This window comes from Paenibacillus alkalitolerans, from assembly GCF_016482785.1.
In the GTDB taxonomy this organism is placed as follows: Bacteria; Bacillota; Bacilli; order Paenibacillales; family YIM-B00363; genus Paenibacillus_AE; species Paenibacillus_AE alkalitolerans.
In genome coordinates, this window is record NZ_JAEMXM010000006.1 from 166563 (window position 1) to 191679 (window position 25117).

General features: G+C 48.8%; 25 protein-coding genes and 3 pseudogenes. 4 read left to right on the forward strand and 24 right to left on the reverse strand.

The window, feature by feature from the left end; all coding sequences use genetic code 11:
- The 3 genes from JET16_RS12295 to JET16_RS12305 all read right to left on the reverse strand — a co-directional run bounded on the left by JET16_RS12295 (position 1) and on the right by JET16_RS12305 (position 1602).
- Positions 1-423 carry a DUF1284 domain-containing protein gene (locus tag JET16_RS12295; protein WP_199616282.1) on the reverse strand — a complete coding sequence of 141 codons (423 nt, stop codon included), beginning with the start codon at positions 421-423 and terminating at the stop codon, positions 1-3.
- A gap of 187 nt (positions 424-610) precedes the next feature.
- Entirely contained in the window at positions 611-1072 is a 462-nt protein-coding gene (locus JET16_RS12300) for a RidA family protein (RefSeq protein ID WP_199616284.1), read from the reverse strand.
- Positions 1057-1602, reverse strand: a complete 546-nt coding sequence (locus JET16_RS12305) for a DinB family protein (RefSeq protein WP_199616286.1) — start codon at positions 1600-1602, stop codon at positions 1057-1059. Before JET16_RS12305 ends, JET16_RS12300 begins: the two co-directional genes overlap by 16 nt.
- Before the next feature lie 255 nt (positions 1603-1857).
- On the opposite strand from JET16_RS12305, the gene JET16_RS12310 reads away from it, so the two are divergent.
- Positions 1858-3231 carry a UDP-N-acetylmuramoyl-tripeptide--D-alanyl-D-alanine ligase gene (locus JET16_RS12310; RefSeq protein ID WP_199616288.1) on the forward strand — a complete coding sequence of 458 codons (1374 nt, stop codon included), beginning with the start codon at positions 1858-1860 and terminating at the stop codon, positions 3229-3231.
- 119 nt (positions 3232-3350) lie between these two features.
- Entirely contained in the window at positions 3351-4220 is an 870-nt protein-coding gene (locus tag JET16_RS12315) for a cupredoxin domain-containing protein (protein ID WP_199616290.1), read from the forward strand.
- Positions 4221-4555: 335 nt separating this feature from the next.
- Here the strand turns inward: JET16_RS12315 and gudD are convergent.
- The 12 genes and pseudogenes from gudD to JET16_RS12375 all read right to left on the reverse strand — a co-directional run.
- A pseudogene (gudD, locus tag JET16_RS12320) lies at positions 4556-4909 on the reverse strand (glucarate dehydratase); the annotation flags it as partial.
- A gap of 91 nt (positions 4910-5000) precedes the next feature.
- The gene (locus tag JET16_RS12325) at positions 5001-5252 is read right to left on the reverse strand and encodes an FCD domain-containing protein (RefSeq protein ID WP_325176687.1); all 252 of its coding nucleotides are present in this window, start codon (positions 5250-5252) and stop codon (positions 5001-5003) included.
- An 89-nt stretch (positions 5253-5341) separates the two neighbouring features.
- Positions 5342-5848, reverse strand: coding sequence for a hypothetical protein (locus JET16_RS12330; protein ID WP_199616294.1), 507 nt, complete (start codon positions 5846-5848; stop codon positions 5342-5344).
- Between the two features lie 107 nt (positions 5849-5955).
- Entirely contained in the window at positions 5956-7287 is a 1332-nt protein-coding gene (locus JET16_RS12335; protein WP_199616295.1) for a WD40/YVTN/BNR-like repeat-containing protein, read from the reverse strand.
- Between the two features lie 60 nt (positions 7288-7347).
- Positions 7348-7626, reverse strand: a complete 279-nt coding sequence (locus tag JET16_RS12340; RefSeq protein ID WP_199616296.1) for an RNA polymerase sigma factor — start codon at positions 7624-7626, stop codon at positions 7348-7350.
- Positions 7626-8048 carry a VOC family protein gene (locus tag JET16_RS12345; RefSeq protein ID WP_199616297.1) on the reverse strand — a complete coding sequence of 141 codons (423 nt, stop codon included), beginning with the start codon at positions 8046-8048 and terminating at the stop codon, positions 7626-7628. The genes JET16_RS12340 and JET16_RS12345 overlap by 1 nt, the downstream gene beginning before the upstream one ends.
- Before the next feature lie 175 nt (positions 8049-8223).
- Entirely contained in the window at positions 8224-9642 is a 1419-nt protein-coding gene (locus JET16_RS12350; protein WP_199616298.1) for an aldehyde dehydrogenase family protein, read from the reverse strand.
- A complete protein-coding gene (gabT, locus tag JET16_RS12355) occupies positions 9639-11009 on the reverse strand; it encodes a 4-aminobutyrate--2-oxoglutarate transaminase (RefSeq protein ID WP_199616299.1) in 1371 nt (456 codons plus the stop codon). Before gabT ends, JET16_RS12350 begins: the two co-directional genes overlap by 4 nt.
- 7 nt (positions 11010-11016) lie before the next feature.
- Positions 11017-12273 carry a peptidase gene (locus JET16_RS12360; RefSeq protein WP_267908685.1) on the reverse strand — a complete coding sequence of 419 codons (1257 nt, stop codon included), beginning with the start codon at positions 12271-12273 and terminating at the stop codon, positions 11017-11019.
- A 65-nt stretch (positions 12274-12338) separates the two neighbouring features.
- Positions 12339-13001, reverse strand: a complete 663-nt coding sequence (locus JET16_RS12365; protein WP_199616300.1) for a 3-oxoacid CoA-transferase subunit B — start codon at positions 12999-13001, stop codon at positions 12339-12341.
- Positions 12968-13663 (reverse strand): CoA transferase subunit A, encoded by a 696-nt coding sequence (locus JET16_RS12370; protein ID WP_199616301.1) that lies wholly within the window; start codon positions 13661-13663, stop codon positions 12968-12970. The genes JET16_RS12365 and JET16_RS12370 overlap by 34 nt, the downstream gene beginning before the upstream one ends.
- Positions 13638-15007, reverse strand: a pseudogene (locus JET16_RS12375) (aspartate aminotransferase family protein). Before JET16_RS12375 ends, JET16_RS12370 begins: the two are co-directional and overlap by 26 nt.
- Before the next feature lie 248 nt (positions 15008-15255).
- Between JET16_RS12375 and ablB the strand changes: the two are divergent.
- Positions 15256-16110, forward strand: coding sequence for a putative beta-lysine N-acetyltransferase (ablB, locus tag JET16_RS12380; protein ID WP_199616303.1), 855 nt, complete (start codon positions 15256-15258; stop codon positions 16108-16110).
- A 3-nt stretch (positions 16111-16113) separates the two neighbouring features.
- Here the strand turns inward: ablB and rpoN are convergent, their stop codons facing one another.
- Positions 16114-17421, reverse strand: coding sequence for an RNA polymerase factor sigma-54 (rpoN, locus tag JET16_RS12385; RefSeq protein ID WP_199616304.1), 1308 nt, complete (start codon positions 17419-17421; stop codon positions 16114-16116).
- Between the two features lie 555 nt (positions 17422-17976).
- Positions 17977-18309 (reverse strand): hypothetical protein, encoded by a 333-nt coding sequence (locus JET16_RS12390; RefSeq protein ID WP_199616305.1) that lies wholly within the window; start codon positions 18307-18309, stop codon positions 17977-17979.
- A gap of 581 nt (positions 18310-18890) precedes the next feature.
- On the opposite strand from JET16_RS12390, the gene JET16_RS12395 reads away from it, so the two are divergent.
- A complete protein-coding gene (locus tag JET16_RS12395) occupies positions 18891-19496 on the forward strand; it encodes a chlorite dismutase family protein (RefSeq protein ID WP_199616306.1) in 606 nt (201 codons plus the stop codon).
- A 569-nt stretch (positions 19497-20065) separates the two neighbouring features.
- On the opposite strand, the gene JET16_RS12400 is transcribed toward JET16_RS12395, so the two are convergent.
- The 7 genes and pseudogenes from JET16_RS12400 to JET16_RS12425 form a co-directional block, all read right to left on the reverse strand.
- Positions 20066-20659: a YdeI/OmpD-associated family protein gene (locus JET16_RS12400; protein ID WP_199616307.1), complete on the reverse strand. Its 594-nt coding sequence runs from the start codon at positions 20657-20659 to the stop codon at positions 20066-20068.
- Between the two features lie 34 nt (positions 20660-20693).
- Positions 20694-21062, reverse strand: a complete 369-nt coding sequence (locus JET16_RS12405; protein WP_199616308.1) for a DoxX family protein — start codon at positions 21060-21062, stop codon at positions 20694-20696.
- A gap of 25 nt (positions 21063-21087) precedes the next feature.
- Positions 21088-21196 (reverse strand): annotated as a pseudogene (locus JET16_RS30105) (transcriptional regulator); the annotation flags it as partial.
- A gap of 106 nt (positions 21197-21302) precedes the next feature.
- A complete protein-coding gene (locus JET16_RS12410) occupies positions 21303-21722 on the reverse strand; it encodes an SRPBCC family protein (protein ID WP_199616310.1) in 420 nt (139 codons plus the stop codon).
- Positions 21719-22048, reverse strand: a complete 330-nt coding sequence (locus tag JET16_RS12415) for an ArsR/SmtB family transcription factor (RefSeq protein WP_199616312.1) — start codon at positions 22046-22048, stop codon at positions 21719-21721. Before JET16_RS12415 ends, JET16_RS12410 begins: the two co-directional genes overlap by 4 nt.
- 80 nt (positions 22049-22128) lie before the next feature.
- The gene (locus JET16_RS12420) at positions 22129-22353 is read right to left on the reverse strand and encodes a DoxX family protein (protein ID WP_199616314.1); all 225 of its coding nucleotides are present in this window, start codon (positions 22351-22353) and stop codon (positions 22129-22131) included.
- A 1022-nt stretch (positions 22354-23375) separates the two neighbouring features.
- A complete protein-coding gene (locus JET16_RS12425; protein ID WP_199616315.1) occupies positions 23376-24944 on the reverse strand; it encodes a glycoside hydrolase family 43 protein in 1569 nt (522 codons plus the stop codon).
- Between the last annotated feature and the right edge of the window lie 173 nt (positions 24945-25117).

Genomic DNA, 25117 nt, shown 5'->3' on the forward strand with positions numbered 1-25117 from the left:
TTACTTGCTCAAAATTTTCGGTAAGGGTTCATTTTGCGTAATGAGACGTACCCCGTCTCTGCACAGACCTAACGGCTCCCATTGGCAGTCGTGACAAATACGCCGGATGTCTTCCGGTACGACTCTCTGCGCCACTCTTTCGCAAATTTCCGACCAAGCCAGCGCGCTTTCGGCAACGCCGATGCGATCCAATATAGTTCTATCTTTCCGATAAACGCTTTCGTTCTCGCAGTGGGCGTGCTGGTCTTGGGGGAACGCCTTGCAAATATCGTCGGGTCCTTCAACGATTTCAACGAGCGTTTCCGGATGCAGACGGAGCGTTTCGTAAATGCCGGTCATGTTTTCGCAAAAGCGTTCCGAATACCCCTTCCCCCGATAGCCGAGCAGGCAAAACAAGTGGTGTCCTCTAAGTTTAATGGTCAATGTTTGACTCTCCCATTCATCGCGTGTAATGCAAACCACATTATATCATACGCGGGCAATTGCGGACCTTGTCCACGATTGAGAAATAAAAGTCCGTTATTAACGTCCTGAGCCTGGTTTCGCGAGGGCTGAGGCCGAGGCCGTTAATAACGGACAAATGATCCTTTATCGCATTGTAAGCGGTTGTTCATTCTTCAACTTGAAAAATAGAATCGACAACAACCGGAAGGTTGTCCCTTAATGAGCTGGCGCCCAACACGGAGCGTGCATGAAAGCCCTTGTCATCGCCGAACACTTCCAGCATCAAATCCGAAAATCCGTTCAGCACTTTGTGAGGTTCCTCGAATGCAGGGTTTGCATTGACAAAACCTTGGACTTTAACGACCCTTCTCACCTTATCCAGAGTCCCTAATGCCGACTGAAGCACTGCCAGTACCTCGATTCCGGCTTGCCGGGCAAATTGATATCCCTCTTCGGTTGTAAAATCTTTGCCGAGCTTGCCCTTCGGTTTCCCCGCAGGTCCTTTGCCGGAAACAAACAGCAATCCGTTGACGATCACAAAATTCGCGTACTTCGCCGCCGGCTCGCTCGCCTCCGGCAGCACGATTCCCAATTGTTTCAATCTGTTCTCAATTACTCCTTCGGACATGCGGGTTCCTCCTTGTAGTGAAGATATTTAGTCTTAATAACGTTCATATGATGAGTTTCATGACCGGCTATAATAAAAGCGGCAGCGCGTGCGGACAGCGGGTGGCCGTTAAACTCTCCGCGCCGAAGAAAAGCTTCCTCGCGCAAATTGGCAATAAGAGTAATCGTGGATTTTCGGACCGCCGAAAAATCCTCAATCACCGCATCGAATGCCGTGTCGTCACAACACGCTGATTTTGCGAAGACGTCACGGTCATAGCCGGGCAATTCCCGCGCGTCGCCGCGTGCGATACGAAGAATTCGGTAACTCCATAACCGTTCGACATCGGCAATATGTCCTACTACGGTTTTAAGGGACCATTTTCCCTCGGCATACCGGTATACCGCCTGTTCTTCCGATAAGTCTTTCAACAACGACAGTGACCGGTCATGCTGATCCCGCAAAATATCCGCCAGTTTACCATCCGGTACCAAGCGGATATATTGCTCGGCTAATGGTACATATTCGTCCGGCTTTGGCTTTGTGCTCATAGAAACCTCCCAATTGCAAATATGGATTGATCGAAGCTTGTTGCCAGTCTATACTATTTTTGGCCATATAAACAGGTTCAGCGTTATAAAAATTTTTAGGGGCAGATGAGGGAACGACAGTGTTTGAGGTTATGCCAAAATATAGCTGGGCTTTGGCGGACCAAGCATTGGTGACATGGAGCGCGGTATACGATTGCTGAAAAAAGCGTGGTCGGAGGTTGTGAAACAAGATTAAGTTAGCGAAGAGGTGTTTCGGTGATTGTCCATAAGCTAAAAGTTATTGAACAAATGGCAAAAGGCAACGGGCTGGCGGCACATTTTGAGGATATTACGATTCAAGGCGTGTCCATCGATTCCAGGACAATAAAGGAAGGCAATCTCTTTGTCCCGATCATACGCCAATTGGATGGACATAACTATGTGGAAGAGGCAATAACAAAGGGGGCGGCAGCATCATTATGGCAAATGGATCACCCGAACGCGCCCGACAATGTTCCGTTAATCTACGTGGATGATTGCCTCGAAGCGCTCCAAAATATTGCCGCGTCTTATCGGAGGGAGTTATCTCTCAAAGTGATCGGCGTTACTGGCAGCAACGGCAAAACAACAACGAAGGATATGATAAACTCGGTGCTCTCAACAACGTACCGGGTTCATAAGACTGCCGGAAATTTAAACAGCCAAATCGGTGTCCCCTTGACAATCTTGGATATGGATAAGAGCACGGAAGCTGCGGTAATTGAGATGGGAATGAGTGAACGCGGCCAGATCGCCCGACTTTCACACATAGCCCGGCCGGACATAGCTGTTATTACAATGATAGGCGTCTCTCACTTGTCGACCCTCGGATCCCGTGAACAAATTGCGGCTGCTAAACTTGAGATTGTAACCGGCATGCAGGATAACGGGGTATTAATTTACAACGGAGATGAACCGCTTCTAACCCGTGGGCTGCAGGAAATGAATATCGAGAAATCAATTTCTTTAGTTAGTTTCGGGGAAGACGAGACAAATGCCTATCGTGCAGGAGCGGTCGAAACGAGTTCCGAAGGTTCCAATTTTACAGTCGGTGACGATAAATTCTATATCCCTCTACTTGGCGCACACAACATTTCAAATGCGCTAGCCGCTATAGCAGTCGCAGCAATCATGGGTATACCGCCGGCGAAAGCGGATGAGGGTCTTAGAGCATTGAAGATAACCGGCATGAGAATGGAGAAAATCATCACCACTTCCGGTTTTACAATAATCAATGACGCGTGGAATGCGAGTCCGGTATCTTTGGCCGCGGCAATAAAAACTTTCGAACAATTACCCGGTTACTCAAGAAAATATGCAGTCTTGGGAGACATGCTCGAGCTCGGCGAACAAGAGGAGGAGTTTCACCGGGAAACCGGCCGGAATATTGACCCCGACCTAATCGACTATGTTTATACCGTAGGTACTCTTGGCAAATATATTGCGTTAGAAGCGGAAAAGAAGTTCCCGAGCGGCAGAGTCAGGGCGTTTTCCAGCAAAGATGAGTTGATTGAGCATGTAAAGACGGAGTTAAAAGACAACGATGCCATCCTGCTCAAAGGGTCACGAGGGATGCAGTTGGAGACGGTTGTGCAGGCTTTATTGCAATAAGATGGAGCATCAGTGGCCTTGGTTATAGAATAGGGGCTTACCCTATTTTTGAATACATGTTCGTCCTTTTCCTCTCATATCATGTACTCAAGGTGCAGGGAAAGGAGAACGAACGATACATGCCAAGTTGGTTGGTTTCCGTGATCTTTTACGGCTTTATTCTCATCTGGACTTTCATCTTTATTTTTCGCTTTCGTGAACACATAACCCCTATGACCGGTATGATGTGCGCCATGACAACAGGGATGATTGCGGGCTTTGGCGGGGGAACCGTTATTGCGGCGCTGCTTCCGCTGCATTTTCTGTTATCTGCGGTGGCCAGCGCTCTTCTCGGATTGATCGCAGGAGCGGCCGTTGGAGCATATTTCGGGTTGGTTGCATTTTTGGACGGTGCGTTATCGGGAATGATGGCGGGAATGATGGGGGCGATGCTTGTTGCGATGCTGCCTTCCACGCAATGGGAGCAGACGATTTTCTTCGGGATGGTTGCCGGAGGTCTGTTTCATTTTGTTCAGTCGTTAATGCTGCAAGGCCAAATCCGCGAGGAACGCTTGAGCAACGCCGGGTGGGCGGCAAAAAGCCCCGCTTTCATGTTGTTCGCTACAGCTTCCCTCATTTTTGCATACACATCGGCCGAAAATGTATATGCCATTCATCAACCGAATCACGACCATCATCACGACGGATATGAAGCATCTCCGCCACATAACGGCATTGAGCTTAACATCACCGCTTCGGATTTCGCTTTTTCTCCGAACACGCTGAAGTTGAAGGCGGGCACTCCATATTTGATAACATTCTATAACAACGGAAGCGTCGAACACGATTTTGCGGTATCTGCATTAGACATACATATTCATGCAATGCCGGGCGAGAGCGTTCAGTCGTCGGTTACGATTGCAGAACCTGGTGTCTACAGGGTCAAATGTACTTTACCCGGACACGAGGAGGCGGGAATGTTCGGCACGATTACGGTGACGGATGAATGATCGAGACAGACAGAACAAGAGCAGCCCTCTTCAAATGCCGAAGGGGCTGCTCTTGATTGCTTCTTACCTATAACCGTTGAGCAAGTACGTACGGCTGAAGCTTCCAATGTTGCTAAAATACGTGGCGACCAACTTCGCGGGGTCCGTCGCCATCTCCCCGCGGAGCACATTGCCGTCGTCGCCGTCGTCCCAGCCCCAAGCCGCATTGGCAGAGTTATCTTTGCCGTTATCGCCCCGAAACGTTCCCCAGCTTGCGAACGTGAGACTGTCGTACCGATGCGCCCACAGGCCGCCGATCGCGAACGTGTCAACCAGTTGATACTGTACGGAGCGGTCGCATGAATCGTGATTCGCAGATCGAATGTTTGCAGTCCTCTTCCTGCGGAATCGCGTTCGGCGAACCGGTGTCGAACGCTATTCAAAATCCGATGATAAAAACCGATCGATTGGCCGACGACAAGCGGTTTAGAATCTTCCAACGTTTGCCGGATACTTTCTCCGCCGGGCACCTCGCCCACCCCCGTGTTTCCGCTGGAATCCTCCAAGATAACTATATTCCGGGTAAAATATGGGCTGTGCGCTCCGCTCAGATTCAAGAGCATGCTGTCATGTCCAGCCACGGGAACAACCTTCATTCCGGTAATCACCGGTGTGCTTTCATGCGGCGCCGATTGGCGTTTGCTTTCCATGATGATGTCCCACCTGCCCAAAAAGAGTTTTCTTTTACAGGACCGACAACTTCGGTGTTAGCGCTTACATTTTTTTATATTGAGATCACTTCTACGTTTCCGTGCCCGAGTCTTCCAATTTCTTCAAAATCTTGGCTCTTGTATTGCTAAGGTGACGGTACATGCTCGCGAAAGCGTCCACGGGGCTGCGCTTTTCCAATGCTTCGTAAATTGCTTTATGCTCTTCCAAAGTCACGGCATGGTTTCGGTGGATCATCGGGATTTGTTTAAGAGTCGCGTCGAATAGATTCATTAAGGATTGCGTGAATCCGTCCAAGATCGGGTTGTTCGCACTGTCGGCGATGAGCCGTCGTAATGACTTAACTTTTCTCTACGGTCAATGAATTGCTTTCTTAAGCTCCGTTTAAAATGAGATCCCCCTGATTGAGCTGCCTAAGGCAATTCAGTATAAAGCCTTATTAAGGCTATTTTTTCGTCCTTAAATTCAAATACCGCGTTATAAATTGCATGGTTATGGTACAAGTATGATCCGTCAGTTTCCTTCTTTATATTCGGATATATTTCTATTAGTCTATTAATATCATCCCCCACTTTAACACCATGAAATGTGGGATATTCGTCACTCTTCACTTCAATATCAATTACTGTGAATCTATCATTCTTTTCTAAATCAATCATAAGTAATTTAATTCCATTATATATCATTTCTCTGTGGGGCATCCCGCTATAACTATCTGCTCCTTTACCAGTTTTCCATTCTCTTTCTTGATTTGGCTCCCCAAGCAAATTGTATAGTTTTGTAAGAATAACTTCTCCTTCGAGCCCAAGCTTTTCATCTTTAACATTTACAAAGTAGTATTCCATTTCATTATATAAACCATTCCCCTCTACCGAAATTTGGCTTATCTTTTCATTTTTTGTTTCTTCAGCTAAGTCCATATAAAAAGATATCTTAGTCCACGAATTCCCGCCATTACTCGTTTTAAATAATTCATTTGCTGATGTCAGAATATAACCAATTTGATTATTTATTAAATCAAGATCCTTTACTTGATTATCTGTAAGTTTTTTTTAAACTCTTCATTCGGTTCAATGGTTTTCCAACTTTCTCCGCCATTATCCGTGACATATAATTTTCCACCTGTTATCACCAAACCTTGCTTTACACTTATAAAATCATGGATCGCTCCTCCCTCACTTTTCAAAGGGGTAGAGCTGGTCCAGGTTTTTCCTCCATCCATTGTCGAATAAAATATTTTATGAAACCGATTCTCAGAAATATTAAGTTGATTCGTCCAGACAGGAAGAATGCCTTCTTTTTCATCAAAAAACATAGGTAGTTCTGTAGCAATAAGGCTATCTTTAAAATTTGGCAGCGGCGGTAATTGAATCTGTTTCCAGTTGTGACCGCCATCATCCGTTTGATACAGCCATGTAACGCCTTCGGCATTGGTTAATGCTCCCGCAGCCCATCCCTTGGTTGCATTCAAAAAGGTTAAACCGGATTTCACTCCTTCTAAGGGAAAATTATTCAATTCGTTGTTAGGAAAAGTTGAAGCAATTTTCACCCAATTACTTCCACCATCCCGGGTTTGATATATATCAACTAATTCCTTTCCTCCGGTCTCGGCGTCAATAAAAGACATTAACCATCCTTCATTAGGATTCAAGAATGTTAAGTATTTGGTCATACTCTGCTCTTTTATCTCTGATTTTTCCCACGTTTCCCCACCATCTGATGTACGGAAAATAGTTATCGGTCCACCATCTAGTGCCACCCAAGCGTGCAACGAGTCCATGAAAAAGTAAGGTTTAAACCTGGGGTTATCGTAACCTGCCTTACCCAAATCCAAGGGAAAAACATTTTCCCATTGTTCCCCTCCATTGATGGTACGAAGCACACCACGATTAGTCATGGCCCAACCGGTTGTCTCATTAATCATATGGATAGAGTTCAATATGATCTTTGACTGCGTATCCTGCAATACGTGGGCCGAGACCTGACTGGCACTTTCAGAACAATTGGGATCTGTATACCGAAAAACGACTCCTACATCTTTCTCTTTTGTTTCATCATACCAATAGACCGTAAGCATTTCCTTTTCTTTATCAAGGTGTGTATCTCTCTCCTTATTCGTAGGAATGACAACTTTGGAGCAATCAGCGGTTAAATCTTGGACTTTCGTGATATTAGGTTCGTCTGGGGAGTTAGTCTCGTTGTCTTGACTGGGTTTTGTTTGTTTTGGTTTATTATTATCCGCTGTAAGTGATTCGTTTTGGTTAACGGGGGCTTCTGATGTCATATCATCCGTTTTACTGCAACCACTTAGGATTACTAACAAGCATAAAAACATGATCATGATATATTTGCATTTCATCTGAAAGCCTCCTTTTTTGTTACAATCCAAAGCGATCGACTTCAATAAATTGGTTCATATTCAAATCAAAAATCCATTGGGTTCCATCTTTAGCCATAAGCTTCTATTCAAACCATCAATCCATGCATTCGCCGCAATCCGGAACAGAAAGGTGCGGGTTATCTCCCTGTCCGGATGCCGCTCATGCCAGCGAAATGCTTTGATTAACGTTTCCTGCAGCAAGTCCTCAGCGTCCCATTGGGAGCAGGTCTTGATATAGCAGTATCGTTTTAATGCCGCTTGATTAGACATGAAGGTTTCTAGAAAGGCCCCTCGCACGCCACTATTTGCTGCTGCCATTAGGGTTTGTTTCGAAATCTTTGCTTGTGCTCATAGTATGGCGACGAAGGAAGCTCCTCTACGATGCTGAGCCCGTTGCCATCCGGATCATAACAATCGAAGAACTTGATTGAATTTTCCTCATGAAGCTCGCCAACCTCTACGCCCTTTTCCTGCAACACTCTACGTGAAGCAAGAATATCAAATGATTCAAAGTTAAAATAGCATATCCGGTAGGAACCTGCATCGAAGTCAACTGGCTGTTTCCTTTCTACCTTCCATAGGTTTACAATGGTTTCAGCTCCAGGGAACTTCAGGCCTGTACACCAATTATCCTGTGCAATGACCTCCAACCCGAATACGTTCAAATACCATTCCGTCGAACGCTTCATGTCTGTTACGGGAATAAATATACCGCTAACTTTTGCTACGATTTTTTCCAAGTTGCTTCCTCCTAGTCTCTTTTTTAACTTCTCCCCTAATCTGAACCTCCCTGTTATATAAAACGACCATTTTCAATTCGAAGATATGGCCTCTAATTTTTTTCGTGTTTATTTCTGCGTTATTCTGCCCGTCCCTCGCAACAACGACCGCCGATCCATGAGTCTGATGGGTAAATCACTTCTTAAAACAAACCAGCTTCATCTCCGTCATGTGCTCTACCGCATATTTCACGCCTTCTCGCCCGACGCCGCTTTCCTTCACGCCTCCATACGGCATGTGGTCGACGCGAAACGTAGGAATATCGTTAATCATCACGCCGCCGACCTCCAGAGCTTCCGCAGCAGCAAGCGCGGTACGGATATTTTCCGTGTATATGCCCGCCTGAAGTCCGTACCTGGAGCGGTTGACCTCACGAACCCCTTCTTCCATCGAACCGACCCTATTAATCATAACAACCGGGGCAAAGGCTTCCCTGCACGAAACACTGCACAAAGGATCAACATTGAGCAGCACCGTCGGATACACGATATTGCCTTCCCTCCGGTTACCGGCAGCCACCGAAGCGCCACGCTTTACCGCCTCCCCGATCCATTGCATCGTCCGATCCGCATCGCCGGAACTGATCAATGCCGACACGTCGGTTTCGGCACTCAGCGGATCGCCAATTTTCAACGTTTCCGCATGCGCGGCGAACTTCATCACAAACTCATCGTAGAGCCGTTCATGCACATAAATACGCTGTATTGAAATACAAACCTGCCCCGAATACGAAAATGCCCCCGTCACCGCCCTGCTTGCCATCGAATCGACATCGACGCCTTGATCGATGATGAGCGCCGAATTCGAACCCAATTCCAACGTGACCTTCTTCAAACCTGCCTTATTGCGGATCGCCGCTCCAATTTCCGGACTCCCTGTGAACGTTACCGCTTTCACGCGATCATCCGTCACCAGCCGGTCCCCGATCACGCTTCCGCTGCCCGTGACCACGTTCAGCGCACCGTCGGGAAGACCCGCCTGCTTCAGAAGCTCCGCCAAGAACAATGCGGATAACGGCGTTTGCCCGGCCGGCTTCAACACGACCGTATTTCCCGCGGCGATAGCGGGACCGACCTTGTGCGCGACCAAATTCATCGGAAAGTTGAACGGCGTAATGGCGGCAACGACTCCAAGAGGCTGACGCAACGTATACGCTACCCGGTCCTCTCCTCCGGGAGCGGCATCCATCGGAATCGTTTCGCCATGAATCCGCCTCGCCTCCTCCGCGGAAAATTTATAAGTCATGACCGTTCTTTCGACTTCAAGCCTTGCCGTCTTTAACGGTTTGGCCGCTTCGAGCGCAATCAGACGCGCGGCCTCGTCCGACTTCTCCCGGATCAAAGCCGACAGCCGCTCCAATATCGTAGCCCGTTCATGCGCCGGCAAACGCGCCATGACCGGCCTTGCCTGGTCCGCCGCCTGAATTGCGCGGTCGACTTCGGCGGCACCCGCAACCGCGATTTCGGCGATTTGTTCGCCGCTGTACGGCGAAAATAAAGGGCGATAGCCGTCCGCAGCGACCCATCCCCCATCAATAAACAACTGCTTCTTCATGTCGCCAAACTCCCTCCGGTGCAAGTTCTGACCGCTTGTTCGAGCACGTCCAAGCCTTCGGCCAGCTGATCGTCAGTAATGACAAGCGGGCTCAGGATGCGGATAACGTTGCCGTACAAACCCGCCCCCATCACGATTACACCACGCCGATGCGCTTCCTGCAATACACGGGCGGTCAATTCTTTATCCGGTTCTTTCGACTCCGGGTACTTAACGAGCTCGATCGCGCTCATCGCGCCCAACGTGCGCACGTCGCCGATCCGGCCGATGTCCTGGCGCAGCAGGACAAACCGTTCGCTCACCGCAGCCCCGATCGATGCCGCACGCTCCGCTAGCCGTTCCTCCTCTATCATCTCTATCACTTGCAATGCGGCGACGCAGCCGAGCGGACTTCCCCCGTAGGTGCCCCCGATTTCGCCGACACCGGGCGCTTCCATCATTTCAGCGTGTCCGGTTACGGCGCTGATCGGAAGTCCCGCGGCGATCGATTTGGACATCGTCATGAGATCCGGTATAACTCCAAAGTGCTCCATTGCGAACATTTTGCCCGTCCGGCCGAATCCCGTCTGCACTTCGTCCGCTATAAACACGATACCGTATTTCTCGCACAACGCCTTCACCCCTTGCACAAACCCGACCGACGGTATGACGAAGCCGCCTTCCCCTTGCACCGGTTCCATAATGACGGCGGCCACTTCCTCGCCCGGTACCTCGGCCAGAAAGAAATCCTCGAACCTGGACAACATTTGATCGTCAACATCATCCGGCGTCATCCCCGACTGCGCCCGGTAGTAGTAAGGATACGGGAGCCTGTAAGTTTCCGGGGCAAACGGTCCGAACCCGTGCTTATACGGCTTCACTTTGCTGGTCAACGACATCGCCATGTAGGTTCTGCCGTGAAACCCGCGTTCGAACGAGATCACGGCTCTGCGTCCCGTATATTTTCTCGCGATTTTTACCGCATTCTCTACAGCCTCCGCGCCGCTGTTAAGGAAGAACGTCTTTTTCTTATGACTGCCCGGTGTGATCCGATTCAACTTTTCCGCCAACGCAACATAAGGCTCGTACATGACGACGTGAAAGCACGGATGCAGATATAGATCCAGCTGCTGTTTCAGCGCCTCCACCACTTTCGGCGGACAATGGCCGGCATTCAACGAACCGATCGCTCCGGCTAAATCAATGAACGTGTTCCCGTCGACATCGGTAAGTAATGCCCCCTCCCCTTTGGCCGCGAATGTAGGAACCGTATTGAACGGACCTCTAGGGATATGCTCCATGCGCCGCTCAAGCAGCTGCCGCGCCAGCGGCCCCGGCAATTCTGTCTTCATATCGATATATTTCTTCCGGTTACGGTTATGCCCCATGGCACGTTCACTCCATTCCGCACCAATGAATCAAGGTCAATGCGATAATTTCCGCAGCCTCAAACATACGGTCCAACTCAATGTATTCATTAGGATAGTGCGCCACTTGCGTCACGCCCGGACCGAAAACAACGCACGGTGTGCCTCCCGCCTCCGATAGCAGCCCTCCGTCCGTCCCCCATGGCGACGCTTCAATGACCGGCTCGCATGACAGCGCCTCCCTGTATTGATCCGCCAAAATCCGCAAGAGCTCGTGCTCCGGATCCATGCTGCCCGGGATCCACCTCGCGCCGAACCATTCAACCGCAACCGGATGCGCTTCGAACCATGGATCCTTATCCTTCAACCGCTCCATCCACCCGATCATTTCCACCTTGGCATGCTCAAGCTTTTCCTCGGGAGCGACGCCCATTCTTCCCTCGAGCTTCACGGTGTCCGGAACGGACGAAGGCCAATTCCCTCCTTCAATGACGCCGATATTGATCGGAATCGGGATCGGGTTGCGCGCGTACAGAGGATCGGTGATCCCGGCGTTCCTCCGATCCTCAAGCTCTCGTATATGCTGTATTACGAGCATACTCTTCTCGATGGCGCTCACCCCCTCGTACCGGGTCCCGCCGTGGGCGGACCGCCCCTTGACCTCAATGCGGAACCACATGGAGCCTTGCTGCTTCGGAAATATCCGCATGTTGGTAGGCTCCGGAATAAGCGCGGCGTCTGCTTTGAAGCCCCGCAAAACAGCCGCAAGCGTTCCGGCACCGCCGCTTTCTTCTTCGATGACGCTTTGGAAGATGACATCGCCCCTAAGCCGGATTCCAAGCTCCCGAATCGCCTGCACCGCAAGCAGCATCGACACGATGCCGCCCTTCATATCCGTCGCGCCGCGTCCGAACAGCTTCCCGTCCTCCACCTTGCCGCTGAACGGATCGACGCTCCATTGCTCGCGTTCGCCTTCCGGCACGACATCGATATGCCCGTTTAAGATGATCGAGCGCCCCCGTCCCGATCCTCTCATTACTCCGACGACATTGGGGCTGCCTGAAAAACTGCTTCTCGGCGAATAAAAATACGGGTGATCCTTCAATTCGCCGCCATCCGGCTCCCACAGCTCCACATCCAGCTTCAGCTCGCGCAGCTTGCCGGCAATAACGGCCTGCGCCCCTTTTTCATAGCCCTGAATGGTCGGGATGCGCACAAGACGCTGCAGCATTAACGTTCCTTCCTCGCGATGCTGCCGCATCCACTCCCGGATTTCATGCTTCAATGGAGAAACCCCCTTTTGCTCGTACTAAGCATCAATTCGCGGACAACCTTCGGTTGCCTCGTTTTTCAAGGAATGAACTCAATGTTTTCCGGTATGTTCAAAGAAGCTTCCGTATGCCGCACTACATCCTCAACGGTATAAGGAGACATGATTTCTTTCAAAATGAGCCCGTCATCCGTCACCTCCAGCACAGCCATGTCCGTAATGATGATGTCGACGCACTCCAGAGCCGTCAGCGGCAGCTCGCACTGACGCTTGATCTTCGGTTTGCCCTGCGGGCTGACATGGTTCATGAGCACGATCACTTTCTTCGCCTTCTGCGCGAGCTCCATCGCGCCCCCGATTCCGGAGACTCGCCTGCCCGGGACGATCCAGTTGGCCAAATCGCCTCGCTCGCTCACCTCCAGCGCCCCAAGTATCGTCATATCAATATACCCGCGGCGGATCATAGCGAAGGCGACCGAGCTGTCGCAATAGGAGGCTCCGTCGATCACGGTTATGGGGAATCCGCCCGCATTGCACAAAAACGGATCCTCTTCCCCCGGCACCGGACTCGGCCCCGCGCCCAATATTCCGTTCTCGGCGTGAAATACGACATGAATGCCCTCGGGGATAAAGTCCGCGACCTTTGTCGGCATACCGATTCCAAGATTGACGACCATGCCGTCCTTCAATTCCCGGGCGGCCCGCTTCGCTATTCGGCCGCGGCTTTCTTCTCCCACGCCCATACCCAATTCACCCCTTTGCCCGGTACGACCATATCCACGAATACCCCCGGCGTTATAATGCATTCAGGGTCCAGTTCGCCCAACGGAACGATCTCATCCGCTTCCGCGATTGTAATTTCGCCAGCCATGGCGACCAACGGATTGAAATTTCTGCCGCTCTTGTCGTAAACGAGATTTCCGAACGGATCGGCCCGCTTCGCGTGAACAACGGCGACGTCGGCCGTCAGCGCCGGCTCGATCAAATACGTCGTACCGCCGACGACCGCCGTCGCTCTCCCCTCTTCCATAATGGTTCCGACACCGACATCGACCAATATCCCTCCAAGTCCGACGCCGCCCGCGCGGATTTTTTCCGCCAACGTTCCTTGAGGATAAAACACGACCTCCATCGTTCCATTCTCCATGCGCCGCCCGGCGTTCGGGTTGGAGCCGATGTGCGAGACGATCATCTTCTTAACCCTCCCCGCGGTGACCAACCTACCGATTCCGATGTCGGGAAATCCCGCATCGTTGCCGATCGCTATTAGATCTTTAACCCCTTTCTCCAAAATGCCCTGCACAATCGCAGGAGGCGTCCCCACCCCGCCGAATCCGCCGTACATGAGAGAGCAGCCGTCCGTAATAACCGCGAGCGCTTCATCCAAGGTTCTGATCTTGTTCATCCGCGTTCCTCCGTTCCGTCTGCCGAATCTCAAGCGCCGCTTCCCGAATCGTTTCTTCCAAAATGCGCGCCAGCACGTCGATTTCTTCCACGGTTATAACTAATGGAGGCGCTACGATAACGGCATCTCCGGCTCCGTCCACCCCGCCTGCGGCCGGATAAAGCAGAAGGCCTTTGCCAAACGCCTTATCAACGATCAGCGACGTAACTCCACGCCCGGCCGGGAACGGGAGCTTGCTGTCCCGGTCCGAAACAAACTCTATCGCCAACAGCATCCCTTTCCCGCGCACATCTCCGATAATGCCGTACCGGTCCGGCGCAAACGTTCCAGCAAATACTTTCCTCTCTCCTCGGCCGCCTCCGCCAAACGATGCTTCTCCATATACTCCAACACGGCCAGGGCGATGGCCGCCGATTGAGGGTTCGCGCTGTACGTATGCCCGGACATGACGATTTTCGAGCCGTGCAAGATCGGTTCCATTACATGATCTTTCACGAGCGCCGCCGCGATCGGCGTATAGCCGGCGCTCATCCCTTTCCCGAGAACGGTAATATCCGGTTCGACGCCCCAATGCTCCATCGCGAGCATCGCTCCGGTACGTGCAATGCCGGTCATCACTTCATCGGCAATAAGCAATATTTCATGGCGTTCGCAGATGTCCTTAATCCTCCGGAAATAACCGTCGGGCGGCACTACGGCTCCGCCGGCGGCGCCGACGACCGGTTCCGCGATAAACGCGGCGATATGCTCCGCTCCGATCCGCTTGACGGCCGTCTCCAAATCATCTGCGCAAAGCATGCCGCATTCGGGGTATATTTTGCCGAATGGACATCTGTAGCAGTAACAAGGCGCCACCACAGGAAATTCTTCCAACAGCGGGATGAAGCGCCTTCTTCTGGCAACGTGGCCAGACATGGACAAGGCGCCCAAAGTAATCCCATGGTAGCTCATCCGCCGGGAAAGCACTTTCACTTTGCCGGGACGGCCCTTCTCCTGCCAATGCTGTATCGCCACCTTCATCGCGGTCTCGGCCGCCTCTGACCCGCTGTTCACGAAGAACGCCCAGCCGTCGTTTCCCGGCGACAGATCGCTTAGCTTCTTCGCCAACCGCTCTGCCGGTTCACTCGTGAATTGGGAGCGGTACACGAAGGAAACCTTGTTCGCTTGCTCGAGCATCGCATCGATGATTTCCCGAACCCCGTGCCCGATACTCGCCGTCACCGCTCCCGAGCAAGCGTCGATATACGATTTTCCTTGATCATCGTACAAGTAAATGCCTTTCCCGTACTTGACGGAAGGATAATGGCGGCCCAATTCCGGCTTGATCAGATGCTCCCGACTCATGGCACACACCCCGCTTATCTATATGTGTACGATGTATAACAAGCAAACTTGATGCCAAAATTGCCCTGGCGGTTCCGACATTCGAACCAACCGTTGGCTCGGCACTAAATTGGTGCAAACTTTTTGGCGGTTTTATCAATATTTTGCGGCGTGCATGCCGGTTCTGCCTTCAAATGAATACACTTTGGGAGATGGCACCGATTTTGCAGGTAAGTTTATTGAGTTACATGGGAAAAGGAGGAATCGGGATGCCGAAAGATGATCCGTACTACATCCATCGGGTTGAGAGCGGAAACGACTGCACAGTGCAATACTGTCTTGATTTCTTTAACAAAAGATTGCGCGTGGACGATTACCGGGGAGACGCCCGTTCCGTCTTGAAGCGGGCTTCCGAAATCGCCATCGACAATGCACTGACCAAAGTGTTTATAAAATCCCGCGAACAAGATTGGCAATCGTTCCTGTCGTCAGGCTGCATGCTGGAAGGGATATATAAAGGATATTTTAACGGACACGATGCGTACTGTATGGCGATTTATTTTTCTTTGGAACGCCGGACCAGCGATTATTGGATGGAGGAGGATCAAATACTCGGGCAAGTGCTCGCCCTTCCGCCGAAACCGGATCGTCCGCGGCTGCCCGAAGGGTGCTCGCTCCGCATCGCTGCGGAGAACGATGCCCGGCCGCTTGCCGCCTTATACGCGCAAACCTTCCGGACATATCCGACCCCAATGGATGATTCCCGCTATATTGAACAAGCGGTACGGGAAGGAACGATTTTTTATGTCATCGAGGCGGACGGTCGGCCGGTCAGCGCGGCTTCCGCGGAAATCAACGCGATGTACCGTAATGCAGAAATAACCGATTGTGCGACCGTCCCCGCTTACCGAAACAAAGGACTAATGAGATTGCTCGTTCATGCGTTGGAAAATGAATTGAACCGGAGGGGTATCCTCTGCGCATACTCATTGACCAGAGCGCTCTCTTTCGGAATGAACGCCGTGTTTTTCCGGATGGGGTACCGGTATTGCGGCCGGCTCACGAAAAATTGCGATATTTACGATAAATTCGAGGATATGAATTTGTGGGTCAAACAATTTTAGGAACTACAATTGTTTTCTTTGCGCGGAGGAACCGATGCCGAGTTGTTCGCGATATTTCGCAACGGTACGACGCGAGATCCGAATGCCGTCCTTCGCCAGCAAATCGGCCAACTGTTGATCCGAGTAAGGCTTCCGGCAATCTTCTTGATGAATCCGTTCCTTGAGTCTCTCCTTTACGCTGATGGAGGACGCCGTTTCTCCCGCGTCTGTATCCAAACCCGATGGAAAGAAGAACGCTAGCTCGAACAGTCCCCACGGCGTTTGCGCATATTTGCCGGCAGTTGCGCGGCTTACCGTGGATTCATGCAGGCCGACTTTCTCCGCGATCCGCCTTAAGGTTAAAGGTTTGAGACGGGAAACGCCATGTTCAAGAAATTCGATCTGCTCCACCGCAATCGCCTCGATTACGCGAAACAGCGTGGGCCTTCGTTGCTCGACACACCTCTTGAAGAACGCCGCAGCATTAATTTTTTCTTGAAGAAACCTGCGCGCCTCTTGATTTCTCCCGCTTTCCCTCAGCATTTGCTGGTAGGCCGCATTCACCGAGAGTCGGGGAGCCGCAGCGTCCGCAATACGAACCTCTAATCGTTCCCCCGTTAACTCTATCGACACATCCGGAACGATATATTTGATTTCCCCCGGATGAAACGACGCGCCTGGCCGGGGGTTCAACCGCTTGATCACATTAACGGCGTCCCGAATTTGTTCGGGAAGCACCTTCAGTTGCGCCGCCAACTTATGGATACGGTTATTGGCGATATCCTCCAAGTGACTATCGATTAATACGGGTACAAGAGGAGGGCAGTCCGGTATCCGTCCGGCCTGAATAGACAAGCATTCCTTCAAATTTCTCGCCGCAACGCCCGCAGGGTCAAATCCTTGCAGAACCGATAACGCCTGTTCCGCGAGCGCGGGATCGGCACGAAGCGTATTGGCGATTTCGTCCAAGCTCGGTTCCAAATACCCGTTGCGGTCCAAATTGCCGATCATGTATCGAATCAGCTTACGGATCGGAAGCGAAATTTCTTTAATGAAATGCAGTTGTTCCGTCAAATGCCGTTCAAGCGAGACTTCGTTCGATACTGCAAGGGTAAGAGGATCATAGTCATTATCGCGAGCCTCACCGGTCCCGGTCCAGGACCACCGGTCGTCGCCGTCATATTCCAGCGCAGGATTGTCGTCAAGCTCCTGCTTGATATATTCCCATAACTCGGGAGTGGACAATTGGAGAATTTTGACCGCCTGACGCAGCTGCGGCGTGAGATGCATTCGCGCGGATTGCTCTTGAAGCATTCCATACCCGAGGCTCATGGCGGATCACCCTTTGCAGCGTTATGTAATCATTATACGCGGTAAATTCGGCACGTTTCCGGTTTTCGGGATTTAACCTGCCAACCAAAATCATATTACCCGTCAACTTCTTTCGCTCACTCTCCCCGTTGCTCAGAAATTTATCACGCTGCCCCGGCACATTAACCGAAACTTCGTTCTTCCTCTCTCCCTGTCACTCAGGTAACCCCAGTCTCTCAACGTTCTTGCCCAACAATCGGTCCAACACTCAACTCAACACTATCGTTTGAAGGTTTCCGGATATTTTCTTGTTCAAAACTTATGGATCTTGTTCCGGTGAAAAAGTTTTCTGAGCAAAAGGAAGAGTGACAGAACGAATATTTCAAGCATAGCGACGGGAGAACGGGGAAAGATGTAACTTAACCCATAAGTTTGCCGCATTGGCAAGCTTATGCTTCCAATTCACCATGGCAAACTTAAGCTTCTAAAACAAAAAAAGCACTTTAATATCAAGGACTTCGACAAAATTCCATAACCATTTTCTTACCATGCTTATTGAACAAAGTCTCCGTTAGCTTAATTTCCATACTTATCAGTTCTTACAGGAATACCATGTTCTTTAGGATGATTAAAATAATCTTCATAAGTCAACGAACTGACTACTTCAAATGTTTTAGTATCTGGATTATATTCAAAAACGACAAGTTGTTCCCAACCACTCCCATGTCCTGTATCAATAACTCCAACTCTATTAGGTGCAATTTGCACTACCCTCCCACCTTGGTTATTAACATGTACATTTGGTGTTGGTGATTGAACATATTCCTTATTATTCAATTTAAATGCTATTACAATCAAACAAGCTAAAATTCCAATTAATATAGCTTTCGTGAAATTATCTTTTGTCATTTTTACCAACCTCTTTTCCTTTACCTGCTCGATAGCTGAGCGAAATCCTTCGGCAACCTTGTGGTTTGGTTATTTAGTTCTTGTTCTCCGTTAGTGGAACAAAAAATGAAAACGGAAGCAAACGCCCGCTATTCCATTATCAATACTACGCCTAACGTTATAAGGACAACACCAATTACAATAAATAATGCCTTTATAGTCCACCAGGGTAGCCTTCGTATAATCTTTCCGATAATTGGAAATATTATTGACTCCATTAGTCCTAAATTACCTTCTCTAAATCCTTTTTCATAGTCCTGTTTTTCGTGTTCCTTTTTATTGTATAAAAACAAACAACACGATGTCATCAGTCACTCGCTTATGCAAAACCGATTGAATTCTATCGCCATACCGTCGATACCGCTGGTGTCTTGACAATGGATAAATCCTTGATATAGTTTCTACTATTTGTTAAGATTTTATTATCGAATTCTGCATACAAGTAAAAATGACTGTATTACATTTAACGGTTATTATGACGGGTGCTGTAACTCTTACCAAAATACCAATGTTAATTTTAATATTGGAAAGGAAGAATTATCATGTCAAATGAAATGTATTCATTTATTGGGGGATCTACAGGTCCGTGGAAGATTGTGTCCATCAACAGCGTGACAGGAAAAGCTATGGAACCCATCGACCGATTGGAAATAGTCAATGAATTTATTACTTCATCGAAGGCGGAAACCAAGTGGGTACTGCACGGTACAACAAGTAATTTGCGGTATACCACACGTCAGGAGAAAGAACAATTGGATGCGAAATCACCTCCGTTGGGTAGGAAGGGCGATACATGCGCCGCCTTGATTCCGATCAAAAAGTCTAAAGCTTGGTGGGAGCTTGCACAAGACGAAAGACGTACAATATTTGAAGCACAATCTGAACATATCAAGATAGGATTAAAATACTTACCGGCCATTGCGCGCAGACTGCACCACTCCCATGATCTTGTTGGAGAACCATTTGATTTTCTTACCTGGTTTGAATATTCGCCCGCCCATTCGGATGAGTTTGAAGAGTTAGTATCTATTCTTCGAAAATCTCCGGAATGGAAGTACGTAGATAGAGAAGTGGATATTAGGCTAGTCCTAGATAAACCTTCCATCGACCCAAATCAGCCGATTAAAGTAAACATCAAAAGTCTTTGATTCATAGGCCCGTGACAACGGGGTCCACTACGATAGCCCAATCAATTCTATGCCCACAACGTCGAGAAAATCGCGTCCTAAGTTACCAGATTACGAGAATGGAGGACATAACTTATTCCTCAAAAAATCGTGTCTTGACAATGGGGAGCATTACAAAGTTCTAGCCACGGGTTAAAAGAAAAGGATTACGTGCTTTTGATTATCAAGGGGATGAAACAAATATATCGAAATTAATCGAGTTTGTATCCGCAGAATGGCTGCCGGCAGTTATACTCGCCCGCTGGTTCACATAATCACTTCATCTTACCATAAGAGGTTTCTCCTTCAGTATTTTGCTTATTGTACTATCCTGCCATTTAGCTTAATGAAATAAGGAGCAGTTGCCGCGGCAAACTACTCCTTTAATTTGTTGGAACTATCGTTCTCCGTCGTTTAGCAAATTGGTTTTTTTGTTTTTCCATTTTTAAATTATTTGTTAGAGTGTTACGTGCGATCCAAAAAAGAGTTCGAATGACGCAAAGTAAGGTAATATCTTAAAGTTTGATTAATTTATTTTCTCATCGAATATCCTAATCATCTAGTCCCTTTCCGTTGAGAATATGCGGAAAATATTTTTCAACCCTTGACTCTCGAGTTTTGGATTGTTTGGGTGCAGAAAAATGAAGAATGTACGCTCTTTGCCGTCCCGGCGTCAATGCTTCAAAAGCAGTTTTTAAGTCAGGGATTTCAACGAATTTATTTTGTAATTCTTCAGGAATTATGTATTCCGTATTCTTTTTATAGTTCACTTGCAAACCGGCTTTTTCAACTTCAATGGCTTCATCGATATAAGTTTTCAAGATAAGCTGCATCTCATCTATCTCTTGAACATTGGTGAACCGAATCTGGCGCGCCGCCTGCACATTCTCCGTTTGTTGGACGAGGATCCCATGGGGATCTTTTAACAAGGCACCTTTGTGAAACAGAAGCGCGCAGTATTCTTTAAAACCATGTATTAAAACGATGTTTTTATTGTCAAACGTGTAACAAGGATGCATCCACTTAAACTCTTCGGTCAACTCGCAGTCAAGAACGATATTTCTCAACAGCTCGAATTCTTCCTTCCACTTTTTAGCCTTGCTAAAAAATGGATCAATCTTAGGATTCCTTTCACCTTTTGTCATCAAGGTACACCCCTTCTCTAATCGTTGGTGCAAGTTAGGTCATAGGATTCGGCATTTCGTCAACAAACAGGATTAGAACCGCAACGGCGAGCATAAGAGTGATGAAGGCCGGCAGCGATTTGACAGCGGGTTCTTTAACCCGAAAATGCGAAAGGCACGCCAGCACCATCGTAATACCGATCCAAACACCTGCCCATGCGGCCATCCTCGGGTACCAGTACCCAATGACCAGCCCAGCGCAGCCGATCAATTGGACGATGCCGGTGACGACGCGGAACCACTGAGGCAGTTGGATCGTTTGAAACAGTTCGACCTGATGTTTTTGTCCTACGATTTTGCTTACGCCCATATAGGACATCCAGACGAGCAGCCAACTTTGAATCACAATCGAAACGATTTGCATGGGATTCACCGCCAGTTTGAAGTTATCATTCTTCTTCCTCTAATAGTTTGTTCAAGCGCAACATATTCGTACTCCAGAAATTGCTGTAGAAAGCCACCCAATCTTGAATTTTCTCTGAGTGGGGAAGCGTTTAGATCGCGTTTCTCTGCCGCCAGCATCGTGATGCCAATCCAAACGCCTGCCCATGCCGCTGCTGCCGGATACCAGTATCCGATGACAAGACCGGCTGCCCCGGCTAGTTTAGACCAACACCTTTTCAAGCTCGCCGCACCATTTACTCCAGCCATACTTAGCGCCTTCGAGTGCTTGAGCGTTTGAGATTCCGGTTTGTTCGAGATGAAGGTTAACCTTTCCGTTCCCTAACTCCTGTAGCGTCCAGGTGACCATGTGCTTCTCCCCTCCGCTGGCCCAGGTATAGGACACCCGGTTTGGTGCGTCCACGATAAGCACTTCGCCGTCAATAATTCCATCCCACCATTCGGTCGGCTGAGTGCGAAACTGAAAACGATGTCCTACGACGGGCTTAAAATCATTATCCATCGCCTGACCGGTGTGGATGTTGGCCACCCACTTGGCAAGCTTGCTTGAATCGGTTAAGGTGGACCAAAGCTTCTCGATCGATGTCGTGAATTGAAAATCCATAGATAACGTTAAACTCATTCTTCTTCCTCCTCTAATAGTTGTTTCAAGCGCAACATATTCGTACTCCAGAATTTGCTGTAGAAAGCCACCCAATCTTGAATTTCTCTGAGTGGAGAGGCGTTTAACCTAAATCGCGTTTCTCTGCCGACTTTTCGGTCAAGTACCAGTCCGGCCTGTTTAAGGATTGTCAAATGCTTGGATACCGCTGTACGGCCCATTGGGAATTGTGCCGTTAATTCATGAAGCGGCAGCTCCTCTGCCTCCGCTAACAGACGAATCAGTCGGCGCCTAGTCGGATCTGCAATCGCGTCAAACACATCACGCAACGGGTTGTTTCCGTTCACAACACCCTCTCCTAAATATCTTTTTCAGTAGCAGACATCTACTTGTGTACGAAGGGACCGCCGTTAATTTCACCACCTCCTTAAAGCTTGCGGCTCTTCGGGCGCAATGCCCACGAGGCGATATTTAGTGCAGCATGAGCGATGGCTCCAAGCACTTTCCAAATCCCGAGAATGGTCAAAACGTATAATGGGAAACCAAGATTCGTCACTAACTCGAGGTTTCCCCCATATTGCATCAGTTGCCCGATACCACTCATCATAACAGCTGCAGCGAGTAGTAATGTGACTGACCAATAAGCAATCATTTTTCCTCGGGGCTGGATTTGTACTATCGCGGTTGTTTCCGTACCAAAGATCGTACTCGTTTTGTTTCCTCCTCATAATTGTTGATTCAAATGAACTATTTACTTGCTCAAAACTTTCCAAATGACTAGTTCCCAATTGGACACCATATGGTGACAATTTGATTATAGGTCACCATTTGGTGTCCTGTCAACAACATTTTTAAACTCCGCATGAAAACGTCAGTTAGCAATGTGTGACAACATTTTATGCCATTTGGCTCTTTGACTAAATGTTAAAAAGCCTCGGCGCGATAATGCCGAAGCTTCTTGATCATGACTCAGTTTTGGTGGGCGACAGGACTGCTTGATTAATCTCGTTCGGTTCTAGATAACTGCCCGCTTAATGAGGATTGTATTTTATAAGTTTCAGTTCTCTGAAACTTCATTTTTTTGAAGTGAAATGTAATGCTCCCCCACCTTTATCATTTGCTCCAGAATGGGTTCCAGGCTTAGCATGTTGCAGGATTCCTAACTCTCCTGGGAGCTTCAAGAATATATACTGTATCCCTTTTGAAAATATCGCTTTACTCCGTGCACATTTTATCCTTCAAACAGAAGGTACGGATGGAAATCCAATGCAAATCCCAGGCCACACTTAAACGAAGTAGCGATTAACCATGCCGTATTTTGGATATTCCCGATAACCGATGAAATTACGGATTAGGTCGATCATTCGTTTTGTTTCTTTGGCTTTTTGTTCACCATCCGGTAATTGCTTCAATCGATCAACAGGGTGAGTTTCCGTCAGAAAGAGGGCTTTACAAGAATCCTCTCTTTATGAAAGGAACAATTGGATTGTTATGTAAAACTGCCAAATCGTATCGTTGAGCGAAAGGCCGCCACGCAACAGCCCATACGTTACTTAACTAATGTCACCCGTTAGAGCTCAATGATCTAGTCTTGATATATGGTACGTTTCTCCGCCTGTCTGATCTTGTGATGTACTCCCGAACTAGAGCAAATGAACCGCTTATTTACTTTCGTTACCGCGTCTTTACTGCTTCAGCAACCTCATAACAAAACCAGTCTGCATCGATATAACCCTGTTCACTCTCACGGTTATAGCAGTATAACCCGATCCGATCTCCCCTGTAATTCCCCCATCCCAGCTGATAGACTCCTCCAAAGCTTGTGAAATGCGCCCCATCGACGCTATATTCGAATCGGTTAATTCCGTCTATGTTCCACACAGATCTTAACCAAAGGGTGGAAACCGATAATTGCGGGCCCAATTCAATCATACCCATATTGTTATACTTCAGAACCCTTGTCCCCTTCTGCTGTTGAACGCCAATCGTGCAATAGGTTTGTGCAAAATGGCAAAGACCCGCTTCTTGATCGTCAACCATGCCGCTTAAATCTATTTTTACGGTTGCAGTATTGTGAACGGTTCTAAACGCTCTTTGTGAAATTGTGTTGCATACGGTAAAAAAATTGTCCTTCTCGATGGGTCGGCATGCGTACAGACGCAAATAGCCGGGCCGTTCCGTTAACGACCATTTGCCGGCTTTCGGCTGATGATTCCATTCCCACTGCGGCTCAAGTACCGATCTCTCAAAATCGTCGTTTGTTGAAAGAACCGTCGCGGGATACCCGTTTATCGGCTTCCTGCCTCCCCATACCATCTCCCCAATTCCGTCGCCGTCCGTATCGTTTCCGATTATCGGCCATCCGTCAACCCACGTTACGGGCAGCAAGTGAAGCGTTCTCCCTTCGTAATACCCGCCTGTTCCTTGATGAGTAATAAAATACCACTCCCCGGAGGCCGTCTGAACAAGTCCGCCTTGATTAGGCTCTCGGTCTACTTCCATGCCGTGGGTATGGATAAGCTCCTTTTCCTCATAGGGCCCATAGATATGCTTCGACCTTAACATCATGACGACTCTAACGTCCTTGCCTTCCTCACAGCGAACCTCACTGTGAAAAAAATAGTAATATCCGTCGATTTTGTAGAGCTTATTTGCTTCGCTCCCTTTGTACTGATGGATAATCTTATCGCTGTCATGCAGCAGCTCTTTGCCATCTTCACTTAGTTTAAACAGATGGATATTATAGTTATCGGCAAAATTAGTGGCAACCAAGTAGCCTTGTCCGTCATCGTCCCAAAACGAACAACAGTCGTCCCAGCCGCTAACCTCCCAAACTTGATGAAGTGGCTCCCAAGGCCCCGCCGGCTCAACAGACGTACTCATAAACAGTCCTTCGTCGGGTGTAAAAAAATAAACCCAGTATTTTCCCTTGTGGAATCGGATCGAGCCTGCCCAGACTCCTCTGCCATAACGGTTCATTCGATCATAATTATACTCCGAGCCGATGCTTGTCAAATCTTTAACAACGTGCCCTATCATTCTCCAACTAACAAGATCTTTGGAATGCAACACCGCCATCCCTGGGGAGCAATGCAAAGTAGAAGAGATACAGTAGTAATCCTCACCGACTCTAATAACATCCGGATCGCTATAATCCCCCGGCAAAACAGGATTGACATAGGTGCCGTCTCTTTGGTCTCCCCAAAATCCCCGCTTCGATAATACCTCGTAGCCATCCTTCATTTCGGCGTTATCCTCTCGTTCTGTAAGTTAAGTTCCAACAACATTATTTTAAGCTACCGATCGCCTCCTAGAAAAGCAAAGAATCTTGTGAAGCTAATATACTATCGAACTAGGTGAACAAAGGCAGCCAAACGAGCTGTCTGGCTGCCGTCATAACATTATTCAGCTATCGT

Excerpts from the sequence above, each read along its gene's own strand:
- JET16_RS12300 (WP_199616284.1), bottom strand. The coding sequence starts at position 1,072 with ATGTCCGAAGGAGTAATTGAGAACAGATTGAAACAATTGGGAATCGTG.
- JET16_RS12305 (WP_199616286.1), bottom strand. The coding sequence starts at position 1,602 with ATGAGCACAAAGCCAAAGCCGGACGAATATGTACCATTAGCCGAGCAA.
- JET16_RS12315 (WP_199616290.1), top strand. The coding sequence starts at position 3,351 with ATGCCAAGTTGGTTGGTTTCCGTGATCTTTTACGGCTTTATTCTCATC.
- JET16_RS12330 (WP_199616294.1), bottom strand. The coding sequence starts at position 5,848 with ATGGACTTAGCTGAAGAAACAAAAAATGAAAAGATAAGCCAAATTTCG.
- JET16_RS12335 (WP_199616295.1), bottom strand. The coding sequence starts at position 7,287 with ATGAAATGCAAATATATCATGATCATGTTTTTATGCTTGTTAGTAATC.
- JET16_RS12340 (WP_199616296.1), bottom strand. The coding sequence starts at position 7,626 with ATGGCAGCAGCAAATAGTGGCGTGCGAGGGGCCTTTCTAGAAACCTTC.
- JET16_RS12350 (WP_199616298.1), bottom strand. The coding sequence starts at position 9,642 with ATGAAGAAGCAGTTGTTTATTGATGGGGGATGGGTCGCTGCGGACGGC.
- gabT (WP_199616299.1), bottom strand. The coding sequence starts at position 11,009 with ATGGGGCATAACCGTAACCGGAAGAAATATATCGATATGAAGACAGAA.
- JET16_RS12365 (WP_199616300.1), bottom strand. The coding sequence starts at position 13,001 with ATGGGCGTGGGAGAAGAAAGCCGCGGCCGAATAGCGAAGCGGGCCGCC.
- JET16_RS12370 (WP_199616301.1), bottom strand. The coding sequence starts at position 13,663 with ATGAACAAGATCAGAACCTTGGATGAAGCGCTCGCGGTTATTACGGAC.
- ablB (WP_199616303.1), top strand. The coding sequence starts at position 15,256 with ATGCCGAAAGATGATCCGTACTACATCCATCGGGTTGAGAGCGGAAAC.
- rpoN (WP_199616304.1), bottom strand. The coding sequence starts at position 17,421 with ATGAGCCTCGGGTATGGAATGCTTCAAGAGCAATCCGCGCGAATGCAT.
- JET16_RS12390 (WP_199616305.1), bottom strand. The coding sequence starts at position 18,309 with ATGACAAAAGATAATTTCACGAAAGCTATATTAATTGGAATTTTAGCT.
- JET16_RS12395 (WP_199616306.1), top strand. The coding sequence starts at position 18,891 with ATGTCAAATGAAATGTATTCATTTATTGGGGGATCTACAGGTCCGTGG.
- JET16_RS12400 (WP_199616307.1), bottom strand. The coding sequence starts at position 20,659 with ATGACAAAAGGTGAAAGGAATCCTAAGATTGATCCATTTTTTAGCAAG.
- JET16_RS12405 (WP_199616308.1), bottom strand. The coding sequence starts at position 21,062 with ATGCAAATCGTTTCGATTGTGATTCAAAGTTGGCTGCTCGTCTGGATG.
- JET16_RS12410 (WP_199616310.1), bottom strand. The coding sequence starts at position 21,722 with ATGAGTTTAACGTTATCTATGGATTTTCAATTCACGACATCGATCGAG.
- JET16_RS12420 (WP_199616314.1), bottom strand. The coding sequence starts at position 22,353 with ATGATTGCTTATTGGTCAGTCACATTACTACTCGCTGCAGCTGTTATG.
- JET16_RS12425 (WP_199616315.1), bottom strand. The coding sequence starts at position 24,944 with ATGAAGGATGGCTACGAGGTATTATCGAAGCGGGGATTTTGGGGAGAC.